The sequence below is a fragment of the Sphingobacterium suaedae genome, from assembly GCF_042684625.1.
Classification (GTDB): Bacteria; Bacteroidota; Bacteroidia; order Sphingobacteriales; family Sphingobacteriaceae; genus Sphingobacterium; species Sphingobacterium suaedae.
Map to the genome: position 1 here is coordinate 105,132 of NZ_JBHULR010000005.1, position 15,970 is coordinate 121,101.

Genomic DNA, 15,970 nt, shown 5'->3' on the forward strand with positions numbered 1-15,970 from the left:
AGCAATCTCGTCCACTCATCAACCCTTCTTCTCCAAAAGATTTTGATTTGTTTGAGAACACACCTGCCGTCCATCGTCAGCACATTTGTATCAAAGCTATTACACGCAACTATTTAACATTAATTTACTCTATTTCTTTTTTTCTTTGGACATCTAACTGCGATTATGAAGAGAATTATCCTGCTTGTTTTATTGGTTGTTGTACAGTATGCTGGTGCGCAGAGCATCCGGGGGATAGTGGTAGATCAAGCAGACGACAAGGCCCTTGAAAACGCTTCCATTGTCTTATTGGACAGTGATTCCATTATGCGGTACTTCACCCGGGCAACAGAAACGGGTACTTTTCAGTTTAACAACGTGAAAAACGGGGAATACTTACTGTTAACAACCTACCCAAAATTTGAAATTTACAGTCAACGGATTTCCGTACACAACAAAAAAATCGATCTGGAAGCGATAAAGATCCGCTCCCAGTCTAACTTGCTGGAGGAAGTCGTAATCAACCAAAAAATACCAATTAAGATAAAGGGCGATACGATAGAGTACGACGCCGGAAGCTTTGAGACCGAAAAAAATGCCAAACTGGAAGATCTATTACGACGCCTGCCAGGCCTTACTGTTTCGGCTTCGGGAGAAATAACTGCCCAAGGGAAAACGGTTTCAAAAGTACTAATCGATGGCGAAGAATTTTTCGGCTATGATCCCAAAATCGCGATCCGGAATGTCCGCGCCGACGCCGTGGACAAAGTACAGGTTTACGAACGAAAATCAGAAGAAGCGGAACTCACCGGCATCGATGACGGCGTACGCCTGCAGACTGTAAACGTGGTGTTAAAGGAAGAAGCCAGAAAAGGTGTTTTTGGCAATGCCAATGCGAGTATAGGTACACAGGGGCTTTTTGATGCCAACCTGTTTACTGCAAAGTTCAATCAAACCGAACGAGTTGGTGTGACCGGCAACTGGAATAATATGGGAAATAGTGGCGACGCCAGCCGTATCCGCATGAATAACCAGATTATTGGAAACCCGATATATAAAAGTGCAGGTATCAATTACGAGAATAATTTTTTAAAGAAAAAACTGCATCTCACCTCGAGCTATAATTTTAATAATAATGGGCAAGCCAATGAATCGACACGTTTTAGTAAACGTGTTTTGGATGGAACACGAACGCAGGAGACCGCATCAGCATCCAACTCAAGCTCTGACAACAGAAATCATGTGCTACGTTCGCAAATACGATATCGTCTAGATTCTTTGAGTAATCTAAATATTCAGCTCAATGGCAGCAAGGGTCGAGGAGAATCTGTCAACAATGCTTCCAACAGCACGACCAATAACGATTTAATCAAAGCGAACGAATTCGAACAAAAGAATAGCAGCCAAACTGATAACGAAAACTTAGACTTACGTATGGACTACCGACGCAGGCTTAATAAAAACGGACGTAGTGTCAATATTCACCTAAACACGCAGTTAAATAACGCTGAAGGCACCAATCTAGTCGACGAAACAACGAACTTATACGACAGCACGGGTACACTCGAACGCACGAAGATCGTCGACCAAACGCGTATGACTGAAAATAAAAACAACCGTTTAGGTGCATCCGTTAATATCAGTGAACCAATTACGAAAAACCTAAATGTAGCCTTGGGATACTCGTTTAGTACATCTAAGAACCATGGGCTCGTCAATGCATTTAACAACGATCCGCAGAGCGGCACATCTACGATAGATACCCTGTACTCGAAAAACCAAGAAGACGCTACGCAGAACAACGGAGTGGATGTCAATTTAAATTACCACTCGGACAAACTCAACATAAATATTTCCAACCGGATGACCTACCGGAACCAAAAGCTGACAGACAGTTATCGGGATATCGACCTGGCAAGAAACTTCTGGCAAAACAATCTAAACGCAAATATATCCTACCGGATCAGCAATAGCAAAAGCGTAAACCTAGGCTATCAGAATAATACAAACGTCCCTAGCTTTTCGCAGTTGCAACCTCTTCAGCCGCCGACGAATGAGCTCTATAGACAACTCGGAAACCCGGATCTAAAAAGAGAAGTGAACAATACTTTAAATATCAACTTTAGTAAGTTTAGTTTGCTCAAAGCATCTTCTTTCAACGTAAATGCGTCAACAAGCTTCACAAACAATGCTATTGTGAATAACTCAATAACGGATAGCGTCGGAAGAACAACAGCGACATTTGTCAATATTCAGGACCATGTCAATTGGAATGGACGCGTCAATGTGAATTATGGAAAGCCAATTTTTAATGGACTCGTTCAATTTGGACCATTCGCAATGGTTTATTTTTCCAACAATTATGAGTACATCAACGGCGAACTCAACAACAGTAAGAATGCCAATGCAAATCTAGGTATCAATGCCAACAAACAAAATTCGAAGATTATCGACTTCAACGTGAACTTAGGCATCGGACTCAATAACGAAGCGAACACGATACAAACACAACTTAATAATACAGCGTTTCGATCTTCCATGAATGCAGAATTAAAGTATTTCCTTCCATACAAGTTCAGTTTCACACAGATTATCTTCTATAGTTATACGGGAAAAACAAAGGTATTTCCAGAGCCCATTCAACAATTTTATATGAACCTGGAACTGACAAGAAAACTCTTAAAAAGCGAATCGCTCCTACTTAGCATCAAGGCCTTCGATGTATTCAACAGCTTCAACAACACGAACCGTTCCTTCGGAAATAACAATTTCTCTGAAACCCAGCAAGAGATGTTGTCTCAATACCTTATGGTTGGTCTAAAATGGGATTTCAATAAAAATTTAGGAAAAAAGAATGACTAGATCCATTTATATTATACTCCTTTTTTTCGCAGGAATACTTAGCGGCGATCTCCATGCACAGCACGCGTATTTTCCAAAAAAAGGTATTATTAAGTTTGAAAAAGAGATATACTTACGAGCGCGCATTCGCGAAATGAGTAATCGGCAAGGCAACCAAAACCGTGGAATGATGATGCGTTTCGGAGGGAATATCGATGATATACCCGAGAAAAACTCAAGCATGTTCAGTTTACAGTTTGATGAGGACGAAACGTTGATGATGCCAGTGGAAAGCGAGGCCGAAACAACACGCACTCCGCGCACAGGGACCGAATCCGGTAATCGCAGCAGCCGCGGCCGGCGCGGAAACAATAATAATAGGCCTCCGGGGGGTGGGGGGCGCGGCATGGGCCGTAACCAACATAAAGTATATTTCCAAGATCTACGGACTGGCAAAAACGAGATCGAGTTGGAACTGGACGAAAAATACCTCCTTCAAGACTCCCTTCAGCAAATTACCTGGCGTTTTACAGACGAGTATAGAAATATCGCAGGGTATGAGTGTCGGCGTGTTAATGGTGCGACCGAAGATTCATTATACCTCGTTGCCTTTTATACCGATCAAATTCCAATATCGGGCGGGCCTGCTTTAGTACAAGGTCTTCCAGGAATGATCCTAGGTTTGGCCATTCCTGAGATGCATATTAATTATTGGGCCAGAGAAGTAGACTTCACCGTAGACAACGTCCCGAAACAGTGGCGGGACAAAAAAAGTACGAGCATGTCGATGAATGATTTCTTCAACACGCTGGGGAACAATCGCATTTTTGGCGGCGGAGCCAACAGCAAACAGACACGAAGAAATCTGTTTGAGAACCTGATTTATTAATGTGTTATAGAACCAGTGAAAAGATATATCTATACGGCTATAATGTTCTCCCGAATAGTTTTGGAAAGCGACGCGAAAACCAGATCGTAACTATGGTCAATGAGTTCGTTTATGTCATCGTCCGGAAGTTCTCGGTTACAATATACCGTATTCCAGTGCTTTTTATTCATATGATAGCCCGGAATTACGGAATGAGGATAATTAGAACGAAGTTCTAACGCTCTATCGGGATCGCATTTCACATTAAACCGCAAGGCGTCGACTTGATCTAAACCGACTAGTAGGTAAACCTTTCCTCCAATTTTGAATACTAACGTATCTGGCCCAAAAGGCAGTTCTTCTGTGGTTCCGGCTTTGGAGAGGCAATATTCACGTAAATTTTCGATGTGCATGGTTAGCTGAGTTCGGCAAGAAGCTCTTGTTGCAGCTCCTGCCCCTTGTCTTCATTGTACCATTTCTGCAGCACCTCTTTGATCTCCTCAAAAGGGGCATTGTCTGCTTTCATTTGAATAAAAATAGTCTGCAAGGCTTTCGGCCTCGGCCCCCAAATCACTTTGTCATGACCAACATCATTTCTAATAATAAGCTTAGGGATTGATTTACCCCCGCTCGTTAAGTAATCTTCGATCAAGAAAGGTTCCGAATCCCGAAGGTGAATTTCAAAATCAATATTCGGGTTATTTTTGACGATTTGATAAAGCTGTGCCACCGAATGGGCCGCGTCACCACACCAAGGCTCAGTAATCACGATCCAATGTTGATGTTCAGTTATCGATGAAATTAGGTTTTTAATCGCTTCATTTGGTTCAAATCGCTTTAGCCAGCGGTTCATCCTAGACCAGTTCAGTTTTGTGTAATTGAAATATTCGGCATCCCCGTAGGGGTCGAAATCTTGCGGAGAGGCCAATACCTGTTCAAAATAATCTAAATATTCCTGGAAGGTCATATCTTGTCGTGTGTTATTCAGACGAATTTAGCAATTTATTTTTGGTAAAAAAATCGCACACCATAGAACGCACTTCTTCCATGTCTGGGGATAACCATCCTAAATCGCATTTTTTGTAGCGTTGCCGTAAACAATCCTTTATAGTTTCCCATGGATTCCACGACGACGCCCTAATAAAATGACAGTTTGGCAGAGCAGTTGACATTAAAAAAGACATTATTTACGTTTTTATGACGATTTTAACGTTGGCATAGCTGTTGATAGAACAGGTACATAACAAAATAGTAACTCGTAAATATTAATAAACAAGATATGTCAAAAATTATTGGAATCGACTTAGGAACTACGAACTCCTGTGTTGCCGTGATGGAAGGTAACGAGCCCGTAGTCATTGCAAACAATGAAGGTAAACGTACTACTCCTTCGATTGTAGCTTTCGTAGATGGTGGTGAGCGCAAAGTGGGTGATCCGGCCAAACGTCAAGCAATTACCAATCCTCATAAAACGGTATACTCTATCAAACGTTTTATGGGTTTATCCTACGATGAATCGGTTAAAGAAGCTCAACAAGTACCCTATAAAGTAATAAAAGGAGACAATAATACACCTCGTGTAGAAATCGACGATCGCAAATATACTCCGCAAGAAATTTCAGCTATGATTCTTCAAAAAATGAAAAAAACAGCTGAAGACTTTTTGGGACAAGAGGTAACAGAAGCGGTTATTACGGTTCCTGCTTATTTCAATGACGCACAACGTCAAGCCACAAAAGAAGCCGGAGAAATCGCAGGTTTAAATGTAAAACGTATCATCAACGAACCTACAGCGGCAGCGTTAGCTTATGGGCTTGACAAAGCACATAAGGATATGAAAATCGTTGTGTTTGACTGTGGTGGTGGTACGCACGACGTTTCCGTATTAGAGCTGGGAGATGGGGTATTCGAAGTTAAATCTACCGATGGTGACACGCATTTGGGTGGTGACGACTTTGACAATGTTATAATCAACTGGTTGGCCGAAGAATTTGCCTCTGAAAATAGTGGTTTCGATTTGAAAAAGGATGCTATGGCTTTGCAACGCTTGAAAGAAGCTGCTGAAAAGGCCAAAATCGAATTATCGAGCACAACGTCGACAGAAATCAATTTGCCGTATATCACCGCAGATGCAACTGGACCGAAACACTTGGTACGCACATTGTCTCGTGCAAAATTTGAATCTTTAGCAGCTGATCTGATCCAACGTACGATCGAACCATGTAGATCGGCATTAAAGAACGCAGGATATTCTACAGCAGACATCGACGAAATCATCTTAGTAGGTGGTTCTACACGTATCCCTGCCATTGTAGATGCTGTTAAAGCTTTCTTCGGAAAAGAACCTTCCAAAGGGGTTAATCCAGATGAGGTCGTTGCTCTTGGCGCAGCTATTCAAGGTGGCGTATTGACCGGTGAAGTGAAAGATGTGTTATTACTAGATGTTACACCGCTTTCTTTAGGTATTGAAACCATGGGCGGTGTGATGACGAAATTAATTGAATCAAATACGACCATTCCAACAAAGAAATCTGAAGTATTTTCTACGGCATCAGACAATCAACCGTCAGTAGAAATTCATATCCTGCAAGGCGAGCGTCCGATGGCATCTCAAAACCGTACGATCGGAAGGTTCCACTTGGATGGTATTCCAGCAGCACCACGCGGTGTTCCTCAAATCGAAGTAACGTTCGATATTGATGCCAATGGAATCATAAAAGTATCTGCCAAAGACAAAGCTACAGGTAAAGAACAAAACATCCGCATCGAAGCTTCATCTGGCCTATCGGACGATGAGATTCAAAAAATGAAGCAAGAAGCAGAGGCCAATGCAGAAGCAGACAAGAAGGTAAAAGAAGAAGCTGACAAAATCAATGCAGCTGATGCGTTGGTTTTCTCTACCGAAAAACAGCTCAAAGAGTACGGCGATAAAATCTCTGCGGAGAAAAAAGCTCCAATCGAAGCTGGTTTGGAGAAATTGAAAGCAGCATATGCCGCCAAAAATTTCGAAGAAATTGATGCGGCATCTGCCGAACTTCAAAATGCCTGGAACGCGGCTTCAGAAGAAATGTATGCAGCATCTCAACAAGGTGGAGCACAACAACCTCAGGGTGATGCTGGGCAAGCGCAAGGTGGTAAACAAGGTGGTGACGATGTACAAGATGTAGAATTTGAAGAAGTGAAATAATTTATATTCACCCCTAAATAAACAAACGGCCGATGAGTATTTCATCGGCCGTTTGTTTTTTGTTTAATGATGGGGATATTTTATGCTTCACACGCTAATTATCCAAACACTGGACTGGTGTCAATCAAAATTTTCAACGATACCAATATGGAATCGGAAGAAAAACACTGCAAATCCGTCCGGATGTTCACATATCCTTTTTCCACTTCACAAGTCAGCAAACACCGCACTTCAGACCAAAACGGCCCTTCCGCCCCACGAATACTAGATAAAACGCTCCAAAGCAACATAACCACCATTAGGACACGGACAGACTTGATAAAAACTCGAAGAAAAATCATACGTTACATTCTAAACGGTTTACACCTTCAAAAGTAAATGAATAACCAATACCTTTCTACTAAAATATTTGTTACAAAAAAACACCGCAACCTTTTAAGCGAGAAGAGGGTTGACTTCCGCCAACCCTCTTCTAACTAAGCATATACGTTTAAAATAATTTTTCTGGATAAATACCGTCTACAACTAAGTTCGAGATAGACTCCTGCACAATAGGCTTATCTTCTTTGTAAGTTACTCCAAACCATTTGGATGATGTGGGAATAACCCGAAAATCTGCCATATCATTTTTCACCATATAATCTGGGACAGACGGAATAAAAAACTCTGATTTTGGGTTGTCTCCGTTTGCTTCTACAAAAGGACCGAACATATCTTCCGCAACTTCAAAAATACGCGGTGTAAATCCCCAAAAATTCATAGAAACACGTGTTTCCGCATCTAAGTCATGCTGCACACCATCTTCTTCATAAACAATTCTCTTCTTTCCTTGCTCGTCCGTTACGTAATAGATGTTGGTACGTTCTGTAACCGATATCATATGACCATTTTGATCCACTTCACACACGCCGCGGGATACATAGCCATAATCAGACATGGTATTACCAACCTGAAAGCCCATTAACGCCATTGTATCGTCGGCCACGTCTGTCGTCAGAAACTTTGCCATTTGTGCGAAGGAGTCGGCACCATAAAAATCATCCGCATTAATTACGCAGAACGGTTCATTCACTTTATCTTTTGCGCTCATAACCGCATGGGCTGTGCCCCAAGGTTTCGCGCGTTCAATAACTTTGTCAATACCAAATTTCGTCAAGTCGTAACTTTGGAAAGCATAATCTACCTCAATTTTTCCCCGAAGTTTTTCATCAAAAACTTCGCGCATTTTATCTAGAAATTCTTCACGAATGATAAATACAACTTTTCCAAAACCAGCCCGTATAGCGTCAAAGATGGAATAATCAATAATGGTTTCGCCGTGAGGCCCAAAGGCATCAATCTGTTTTAATGATCCATATCGACTGGCCATACCCGCGGCAAGAATTAACAATGTTGGTTTATTCATTATTTATTATCTAGTGTTAGTAACAATTACACATGTAAGCTGGGCAAAGATAAAAATATTATTCTATTTCTTTTTGAAGATCGCATTGAGGATTCCTGTAGCAATCTTACCAAGTAATTTTGCTCCTTCGCGCGCCAACGTTCGGGATGCTTGTGTTTGTGCCGCTTCCAAAGGTGTCTGTCTCGTACTCCGACGTGAATTGCCTTTTGCCGCCTTTTCGGCTTCCTTTCGGGCTTGCTCTTGCGCCTGTTCAGCATCAAACGCAGCTGTTCGCTCCTCAATAATTTCTGCCGCGCTGCGACGTTCTACACGCTCTTGGTACTTTTCGAAAAATTCAGATTCTTCTACGATTTTTGCGAATGTTTCAGCAGCACATGGGCCCATAATTGCCCGTGCAGGCACCAAATGTGTCGCTACTACTTCCGTCGGGATCCCCTTTTCATTCAAGACGGTAATCAACGCTTGACCTGTCCCTAAAGAGGTTAATGCTTTATCGATTTCATAAAACACCGAATGTGGATACGTCTTCACCGTTTTACGAAGATTTTCAGCGTCGTTCGGAGTAAATGCACGTAAAGCATGTTGAATACGGTTACCCAACTGCCCTAATACCGATTCTGGAATATCGGTTGCCGCTTGCGTACAAAAAAATACCCCCACGCCTTTGGACCGGATCAATCGCACGATTTGTTCAACCTGCGATAAAAAAGCTTTTGTTGCTCCATTGAACAACAGATGGGCTTCATCAAAGAAAAAGACTAACTTTGGCTTATCCAAATCTCCCGCTTCGGGCAGTTTCTTGAAAAGTTGCGCCAGCAAACTCAACAAGAAGGTAGAATACAATAATGGTTGATCTTGAATATCCGAAATCGTAAGAAGTGAGATAACGCCACGGCCGTCAACCTTATTAAAGAGGTCTTGAATCTCAAATTCCTTCTCGCCAAAAATATGAGAAATACCTTGTTGTTCAACTGCCACTATTTTTCGCAAGATTGTTCCGGCGGTAGCCGAGCTGATTTTTCCATAGTCCTCTTTTATCTCAGCAGCCCCCGGCCCATCGGTGAGATAAGATAATAACTTTTTTAAATCTCCTAGATCTACAACAGGAAACTGTTGATCCTCTGCATATTTAAAAATGGCTGCCAAGACACCTGTCTGTGTATCGTTCAAATCTAAGATCCGAGACAACAGAACGGGACCAAAATCTTCCACCGTAATCCGCATGGGTGCTCCAAGTTTACCGCTCAAAGAGAACAACTCGATCGGAAAAGCGGCCGGCTCAAAAGGACTTCCCACTAAATTGCCTCGCTCGATCAACGCCTCATTTGTTTTCCCTGGCTCCGCCAGTCCCGATAGATCCCCTTTTACATCCAACATAAAAACAGGAACCCCAGCATCGGAAAGTTGTTCTGCAATTAACTGCAAAGTACGCGTCTTTCCCGTACCTGTAGCCCCGGCGATCAAACCATGACGGTTCATCATCTTTAAAGCTAAATTTACCTTGGCGTCGGTGACGATTTCGCCATCCAATATCCCTGATCCTAGCTGTATAAAAGCGCCTTTAGGGCTATAAGATGCACTGATCTTATCAATAAATTCTTGTTTGCGCGAATCCATATTCAACAAGTTAGTTATTTTAAAACAATAATGACATAGAATTGTAACAATTTCAATTAAAAATAGAAAGATATGGATATTTAATAAAAAAATAACATTTCTTAGTGCCAAACGTTATATTATCAAAAGGAAAAATTGTATTTTTACAGTCTACAAAATTAAATAAACGTGTTAAACAAGATTACACAACTCGTAGCCGCCAAAATATGTTTCGCGATTTTCGTGATCAAGATGTTGATCTCGGCTACTCCTATGTTTGTGGATGTCTTGGATAAAGGAACAATTTTACAGATTGTCTTGCAACTGGAAATTGAAAACACGGCGAAAGGAAATAATCCTTCGGAAGATCTGCACGAAACCGGTTCGAAATTTTTCAGCAGCTTGAGTTCAGACTATCTTTCTTTTTGTCCAATCGTAGAAAACCTAGGTAAAGCTCGGCATTATCTCAAAAACGAACGGCTCATTGAAGCTTTTCATCCGTCTGTTCCCACACCGCCTCCTAACTGTTAATTTTCCAATTCCTTCATCGTAAATAAAGCTGTAAATAGCTTTTATGGGGAATTTTATGCACTTATTGGAATTAAATCAAACAGAATTAGTTTAAAATTTTATGTTAGGAACTCGTACGTCCGCTTTTCTAAAACTTTCGAAAAGGGACTTAAAATATGACTTCCCAGCGAGTGTTGTTGTGTTTCTCGTAGCACTACCACTATGCTTGGGTATTGCGATGGCCTCAGGAGCGCCATTGTTCGCAGGAATTGTCACAGGCGTCGTTGGAGGGCTCGTTGTTGCCTCTATTAGTAAATCACCTCTGAGTGTAAGTGGTCCGGCTGCAGGATTAACCGTGATCGTTTTAGGCGCCATTGAAAAACTAGGAGCTTATGAAACCTTCCTGTTAGCCGTTGTTATTGCTGGTATTGTTCAGTTTATTTTAGGGATTATCAAAGCCGGGATGATTGGCAACTATTTCCCCTCCGCAGTCATCTTAGGAATGCTGGCGGCCATCGGGATCACCATCATATTGAAACAAATCCCATTAGCATTCGGCATGACCGAAGCTCATGCCTTTGAGATAGATAATGGAGGTGGAATCGCCTCGTTTAGCGATACGATTTTGGCAAGCGTTAATTGGGGAGCAACGATTATTTGCTTGATCTCGTTAGCCATACTGATTTATTGGCCCAAAATTAAAGGCGCAAATAAAATTCCTGCACCGTTGATGGTTGTTATTCTAGGCATTGTGTTAGCGATGGCCTTCCGAGGTTCCGGCATGGGGCTTTCGGCGGATCATTTCGTGGTTATTCCGATCGTCAGTTCATTCCAAGAGTTTACCGGCTTATTCATTTTCCCTGACTTCTCGCAGATCGTAAACAAAGATGTATGGATTACAGCCATCACCATCGCGATCATTGCGAGTTTAGAAACGCTTTTGAGTATTGAGGCGATAGACAAACTGGACCCATTCAAAAGAAACACGCCGACAAATAGAGAATTGATGGCTCAAGGTATTGGGAATATGACCAGCGGCTTTCTTGGAGGATTGCCACTTACATCAGTTATCGTACGGTCATCGGCAAATGTACAGGCCGGCGGACGTACTAGACAGTCAGCGATGTTACACGGACTTTGGTTGTTGGTTGCATTATTAGCGATTCCAACCGTCATTAATCTCATTCCTTTGGCCAGTCTAGCAGCTATTCTTTTACACACCGGATACAAATTAGCTAAGCCTGCACTTTTCAGAGAAATGTTTCGAAAAGGGTTGGATCAGTTTATCCCGTTTTTCGTAACGATTGCTGCAGTAGTCTTTACTGATTTGTTGATGGGGGTAGGGATTGGTATCTTGGTCGCTATATTTTACATCATTCGCGCCAATATGCAGAATGCGTTTAAAATGGAAATCCGTGAACAAAATGGCGAAAAGACAGTTATTATGACATTAGCTGAAGAAGTTTCATTTTTAAATAAAGTGCCGATCCAACAAAAGCTCTATAGCTTACCAAAGAGTGTAGAGGCTATCCGTATTGATGGCAAACAGAGTAAATTTATCGATAAGGATGTTATTGAAGTACTGAAAGATTTTGAAATGAACGCTGTTAGCAAAGGAATTGATATAGAGCTTGAAGCGATTACGTATAAAAAATAATTGAAAACAACTAAATAATAAATTAACTTGGTTGGATTTTATCCAGTCATATCATAAAAAGAAAAACATGGGAAATAAAGAATTAGAATTAGGGTTTCAGAAAATTTTAGACGGCAACAAAGGTTGGGTAGACTTTGTAAAAGAAGACAAAACCGGTCGTTTTGAACAATTGGCGAAAGGACAAAACCCAGAAATTCTATGGATCGGTTGTGCAGACAGCCGTGTTCCGGCAAATGAAATTACAGGAACGAAACCAGGGGAAGTATTTGTACACCGTAATATTGCGAACATGTGTGTGCATTCGGACATGAGTATGCTCTCCGTTTTAGACTATGCTGTTAATGTGCTCAAAGTAAAACATATCGTTGTCGCCGGTCACTACGGCTGCGGTGGTGTGGCGGCGTCTTTAAGCCGTAAACAATTTGGTATCATCGACAACTGGTTATGCCATATTAAAGACGTATATCGTTTGCATGCCGACGAAATCGATGCTATCGATGATAATGAAAAAAAGACCGACAGGCTAGTCGAACTAAATGTAAAGGAGCAAGTATTCAATTTATGCACCACATCAATCGTCCAAAATGCTTGGAAAAACGGTCAAGATTTAGCCGTCCACGGCATGGTGATCAATATCGGAACAGGGGAGTTGATCAATTTGGATAATACCTTTACTAGCAATGATGCCTTAGGAAAAGTATTTGCATTTCAATAACCTTTATTTACTCCAAAAAGCAAATGGCTTCTAATATATAGAAGCCATTTGCTTTTAGAAACCTTTTCTTCGTCAATTATGGTCCACCGGCTACCGTATGAATTGACCTTGCTGATTCACCGCTTTTACGAATGCAGCTGCGTAACGATCCAAGATAACCGCAAACTCATAACGCTTTACCACCCCTTCTGGATCAAAACTTCCTTCAAATTTTAGTTTAGTTTTCCAATCCTTCACAATCTGTTTTTCTACCTCATCACCGCGTAATCCGACAAACTTGATCAAGGAAATAAAATCTTTCCACCTGAAATCCTCCCCTTTATGATCCAAAAACCATAACTGGCTTCTGGCATAAAGCTGATCAAATATGGGCTGAACATCCCTATAAGACACAGGTAAATCTTTACCTAGTTTATAAACCGCTTCGCTCCTATTCGGTGCCGGCAACATGCCCGTAACACCAAATTTCTGAACAACTTCAAAATGAGCATCACTGATGTCGATATCTTGATAAGGGAGCAATCTTGCTCCATAGCTCAGCAATTCCATCTGCAACTTCCGGACATCGACCTTATCAGCCGACGTTTTAAAGAATGCTAAATAGGCTGCCGTAGCGCCCAATGCCTGGCCTATTGCGCCCCGAAATGGAGCTGTCTCCACAACTCCAATCCCTTGCATCTGATGGATAGCTGTTAAGCTAAAAAATCCGTCCTGCTCTCCAGCAAGCAGATTGTCTAACAACACGGCATATAATTTACCCTCGATCTCCCCGGAGGCGACAACCGTACGCACTTGAGCCAAGGTAAGGTCATGCAACAAAGGGAGCGATCTGCTTTCGGCTTGATGTGTCTCCGCAGCGATCAATTCCAGCAACGATTGCGGAACCGACGCGTCAAGGATCGTTCGCACCTCATACTTTTGTTTGTTAGAGAGTGTTATTTGCCAGTCTCTCTTATGCTTTTTAAGTCCTATAATACGTTGATCTTTAATCACTGTGAGCTCCGGCTGTTTGCTCACTGTTTTTTCAAGTGCGTTTTGAAAGAGCCGCGGATTCATATCGCGTTTTACAACTACAGCCAAGGAATCACTTCGGGTTTTGGATAACGCCATATCCATAAGTATGCCCAACCAAATCCCCCCATCGGTATGGGATATCCCCTCCAATTGTCTAGCCTTTTCAGAAAATTCAGGCACCCACATCGCCGTATCGGTAACCCATATCGTAGGTACACTCGATTTGGCACTCTGTATGGCCGCTGCAAATGCCAACACTCCGGATCCATAAATAAGTACCTGAGGTTTTTTCGATTTCTGTGCCCAACTAGGCTGCGCAATCAACGCTAAAAGAATTAAAACCGAATAGAAGATGTGTTTCATTGTTGGTTATGACTGTCTGATCCGCCTAAAATACACATTTCGATCGAGCAAGCCACTTTAAGAAATGTTAAACTTGAATGAGGTTATACGAACTTTAATTTACGGTTCCCGCATACGATATCGCACATAAATAGTTAACTTTGTTGTATGTTAGACGAAGAAAAACCACTGAATTTTATCGAGGAAATCATCGAAGAAGATCTCCGCACGGGAAAACACGACGGACGTGTACTGACGCGTTTCCCACCAGAGCCGAATGGTTATCTCCACATTGGGCATGCGAAGTCGATCTGCCTTAACTTCGGATTAGGACAGAAGTACAACGGAGCAACCAACCTCCGTTTCGACGACACGAACCCTGTAACCGAAGACACCGAGTATGTGGAAAGCATCAAACAGGACATACAGTGGTTAGGCTTTCAATGGGCGCAAGAGTTATATACATCCGATTATTTTGAAACGTTGTATAACTACGCTGTAGACCTCATCAAGAAAGGTTTGGCATATGTAGATGACAGTACTGCAGAAGAAATTGCGGCTGCAAAAGGAACACCTACCGAACCTGGCGTTCCGACTCCTTACCGCAACAGATCGGTGGATGAAAACCTACGTTTGTTTCAGGAAATGCGCGAGGGCAAATATAAAGATGGCGAGAAAACTTTGCGGGCGAAAATAGATCTAGCGAGTCCCAATATGCACCTCCGCGACCCGCTTCTTTATCGAATCAAACACGCGCATCATCACCGTACAGGAAATAAGTGGTGCATCTACCCTATGTATGATTTTGCACACGGGCAATCTGATTCTATTGAAAAAATCACGCATTCCATCTGTACGTTGGAATTCATTCCCCACCGACCATTGTATGATTGGTGTATCGAAAAATTAGAGATTTTTCCCTCCAAACAATATGAATTCGCCCGCTTAAATCTTTCGTACACCGTGATGAGCAAACGCAAGCTTTTACAACTTGTACATGAAGGTTTTGTAGAAAGCTGGGATGACCCACGCATGCCGACCATTTCTGGTTTGCGACGCCGAGGTTATACACCAGCGTCGATCCGAAATTTCTGCGACCGCATTGGTGTTCAGAAACGCGAGAACATGATCGATGTGAGCTTACTAGAATTTTGTATACGAGAAGACCTCAACCAAAGCGCTTGGCGCCGTATGGCCGTGCTCGACCCAATTAAATTGGTCCTCACAAACTACCCTGATGGTCAGATTGAAGAATTGATCGGCGAAAACAATCCTGAAGTTGAAGGAGGTGACGGCACGCGAAGGATTCCATTTTCGAAAGAATTATGGATTGAACGCGATGATTTTATGGAAGAACCTCCCAAGAAATTCTTTCGCTTGGGCCCTGGACTTTCCGTACGTCTTAAACATGCATACATTATAACATGTCATGATTTTGTTAAAGATGCCGAAGGTAAGATCACAGAGGTACATTGTACGTATGTGTCAAATTCCAAGTCTGGCGAGGATACATCCGGGTTGAAGGTTAAGGGGACGATTCATTGGGTTTCCGTACCACATGCTAAAGAAGCGGAAGTTCGGTTGTATGATCGATTGTTTAACGACGAAAACCCGGCTGCGGCAGAAGATTTTAAGGAATCCATCAATCCAAATAGTTTACATGTCATCGAGAAAGCTTATATAGAGCCTGACTTAGCTCATGCTACGGCTGTCAAGGGATATCAATTTATACGTCTAGGGTATTTTACTTTGGATGCCAAATCGACTGAGGAAAAGCTTGTTTTCAATAGAACTGTGACCTTAAAGGACTCTTGGGCGAAAGAGGTGAAGAAAAATTGATCGGATGCAGATACTGA

The 15,970-nt window shown here is 42.1% G+C and carries 12 protein-coding genes; 7 read left to right on the plus strand and 5 right to left on the minus strand.

Annotation, left to right across the window (positions count from 1 at the left end; all coding sequences use genetic code 11):
• The first annotated feature begins 165 nt into the window (after window positions 1–165).
• Together ACFSR5_RS13295 and ACFSR5_RS13300 are read left to right on the plus strand one after the other, a co-directional pair.
• On the plus strand, window positions 166–2,841 hold the full coding sequence (locus tag ACFSR5_RS13295) for an outer membrane beta-barrel protein (RefSeq protein WP_380904558.1): 2,676 nt from the start codon (window positions 166–168) through the stop codon (window positions 2,839–2,841).
• Window positions 2,834–3,709, plus strand: coding sequence for a GLPGLI family protein (locus tag ACFSR5_RS13300; protein ID WP_380904560.1), 876 nt, complete (start codon window positions 2,834–2,836; stop codon window positions 3,707–3,709). The genes ACFSR5_RS13295 and ACFSR5_RS13300 overlap by 8 nt, the downstream gene beginning before the upstream one ends.
• A gap of 29 nt (window positions 3,710–3,738) precedes the next feature.
• On the opposite strand, the gene ACFSR5_RS13305 is transcribed toward ACFSR5_RS13300, so the two are convergent.
• Window positions 3,739–4,101, minus strand: coding sequence for an MmcQ/YjbR family DNA-binding protein (locus ACFSR5_RS13305; RefSeq protein WP_380904562.1), 363 nt, complete (start codon window positions 4,099–4,101; stop codon window positions 3,739–3,741).
• A 2-nt stretch (window positions 4,102–4,103) separates the two neighbouring features.
• On the minus strand, window positions 4,104–4,655 hold the full coding sequence (locus tag ACFSR5_RS13310) for a thioredoxin family protein (RefSeq protein ID WP_380904564.1): 552 nt from the start codon (window positions 4,653–4,655) through the stop codon (window positions 4,104–4,106).
• A gap of 312 nt (window positions 4,656–4,967) precedes the next feature.
• On the opposite strand from ACFSR5_RS13310, the gene dnaK reads away from it, so the two are divergent.
• On the plus strand, window positions 4,968–6,875 hold the full coding sequence (gene dnaK / locus ACFSR5_RS13315) for a molecular chaperone DnaK (protein WP_380904566.1): 1,908 nt from the start codon (window positions 4,968–4,970) through the stop codon (window positions 6,873–6,875).
• Window positions 6,876–7,365: 490 nt separating this feature from the next.
• Here dnaK and ACFSR5_RS13320 read toward each other — a convergent pair whose 3' ends face one another.
• Both ACFSR5_RS13320 and ACFSR5_RS13325 read right to left on the minus strand, forming a co-directional pair.
• A complete protein-coding gene (locus ACFSR5_RS13320; RefSeq protein ID WP_380904568.1) occupies window positions 7,366–8,280 on the minus strand; it encodes a nucleotidyltransferase family protein in 915 nt (304 codons plus the stop codon).
• 63 nt (window positions 8,281–8,343) lie between these two features.
• Window positions 8,344–9,897 carry a helicase HerA-like domain-containing protein gene (locus ACFSR5_RS13325; protein WP_380904570.1) on the minus strand — a complete coding sequence of 518 codons (1,554 nt, stop codon included), beginning with the start codon at window positions 9,895–9,897 and terminating at the stop codon, window positions 8,344–8,346.
• A 168-nt stretch (window positions 9,898–10,065) separates the two neighbouring features.
• Here ACFSR5_RS13325 and ACFSR5_RS13330 point away from each other — a divergent pair, with 168 nt between their 5' ends.
• The 3 genes from ACFSR5_RS13330 to ACFSR5_RS13340 all read left to right on the plus strand — a co-directional run bounded on the left by ACFSR5_RS13330 (window position 10,066) and on the right by ACFSR5_RS13340 (window position 12,758).
• Entirely contained in the window at window positions 10,066–10,407 is a 342-nt protein-coding gene (locus ACFSR5_RS13330) for a hypothetical protein (protein WP_380904572.1), read from the plus strand.
• Window positions 10,408–10,507: 100 nt separating this feature from the next.
• Window positions 10,508–12,043, plus strand: coding sequence for a SulP family inorganic anion transporter (locus ACFSR5_RS13335; protein WP_380904574.1), 1,536 nt, complete (start codon window positions 10,508–10,510; stop codon window positions 12,041–12,043).
• A 67-nt stretch (window positions 12,044–12,110) separates the two neighbouring features.
• Window positions 12,111–12,758: a carbonic anhydrase gene (locus ACFSR5_RS13340; RefSeq protein ID WP_380904576.1), complete on the plus strand. Its 648-nt coding sequence runs from the start codon at window positions 12,111–12,113 to the stop codon at window positions 12,756–12,758.
• 90 nt (window positions 12,759–12,848) lie between these two features.
• Here ACFSR5_RS13340 and ACFSR5_RS13345 read toward each other — a convergent pair whose 3' ends face one another.
• The gene (locus tag ACFSR5_RS13345; RefSeq protein WP_380904578.1) at window positions 12,849–14,135 is read right to left on the minus strand and encodes a hypothetical protein; all 1,287 of its coding nucleotides are present in this window, start codon (window positions 14,133–14,135) and stop codon (window positions 12,849–12,851) included.
• Window positions 14,136–14,282: 147 nt separating this feature from the next.
• On the opposite strand from ACFSR5_RS13345, the gene ACFSR5_RS13350 reads away from it, so the two are divergent.
• On the plus strand, window positions 14,283–15,953 hold the full coding sequence (locus tag ACFSR5_RS13350) for a glutamine--tRNA ligase/YqeY domain fusion protein (RefSeq protein ID WP_380904580.1): 1,671 nt from the start codon (window positions 14,283–14,285) through the stop codon (window positions 15,951–15,953).
• Window positions 15,954–15,970 lie beyond the last annotated feature (17 nt).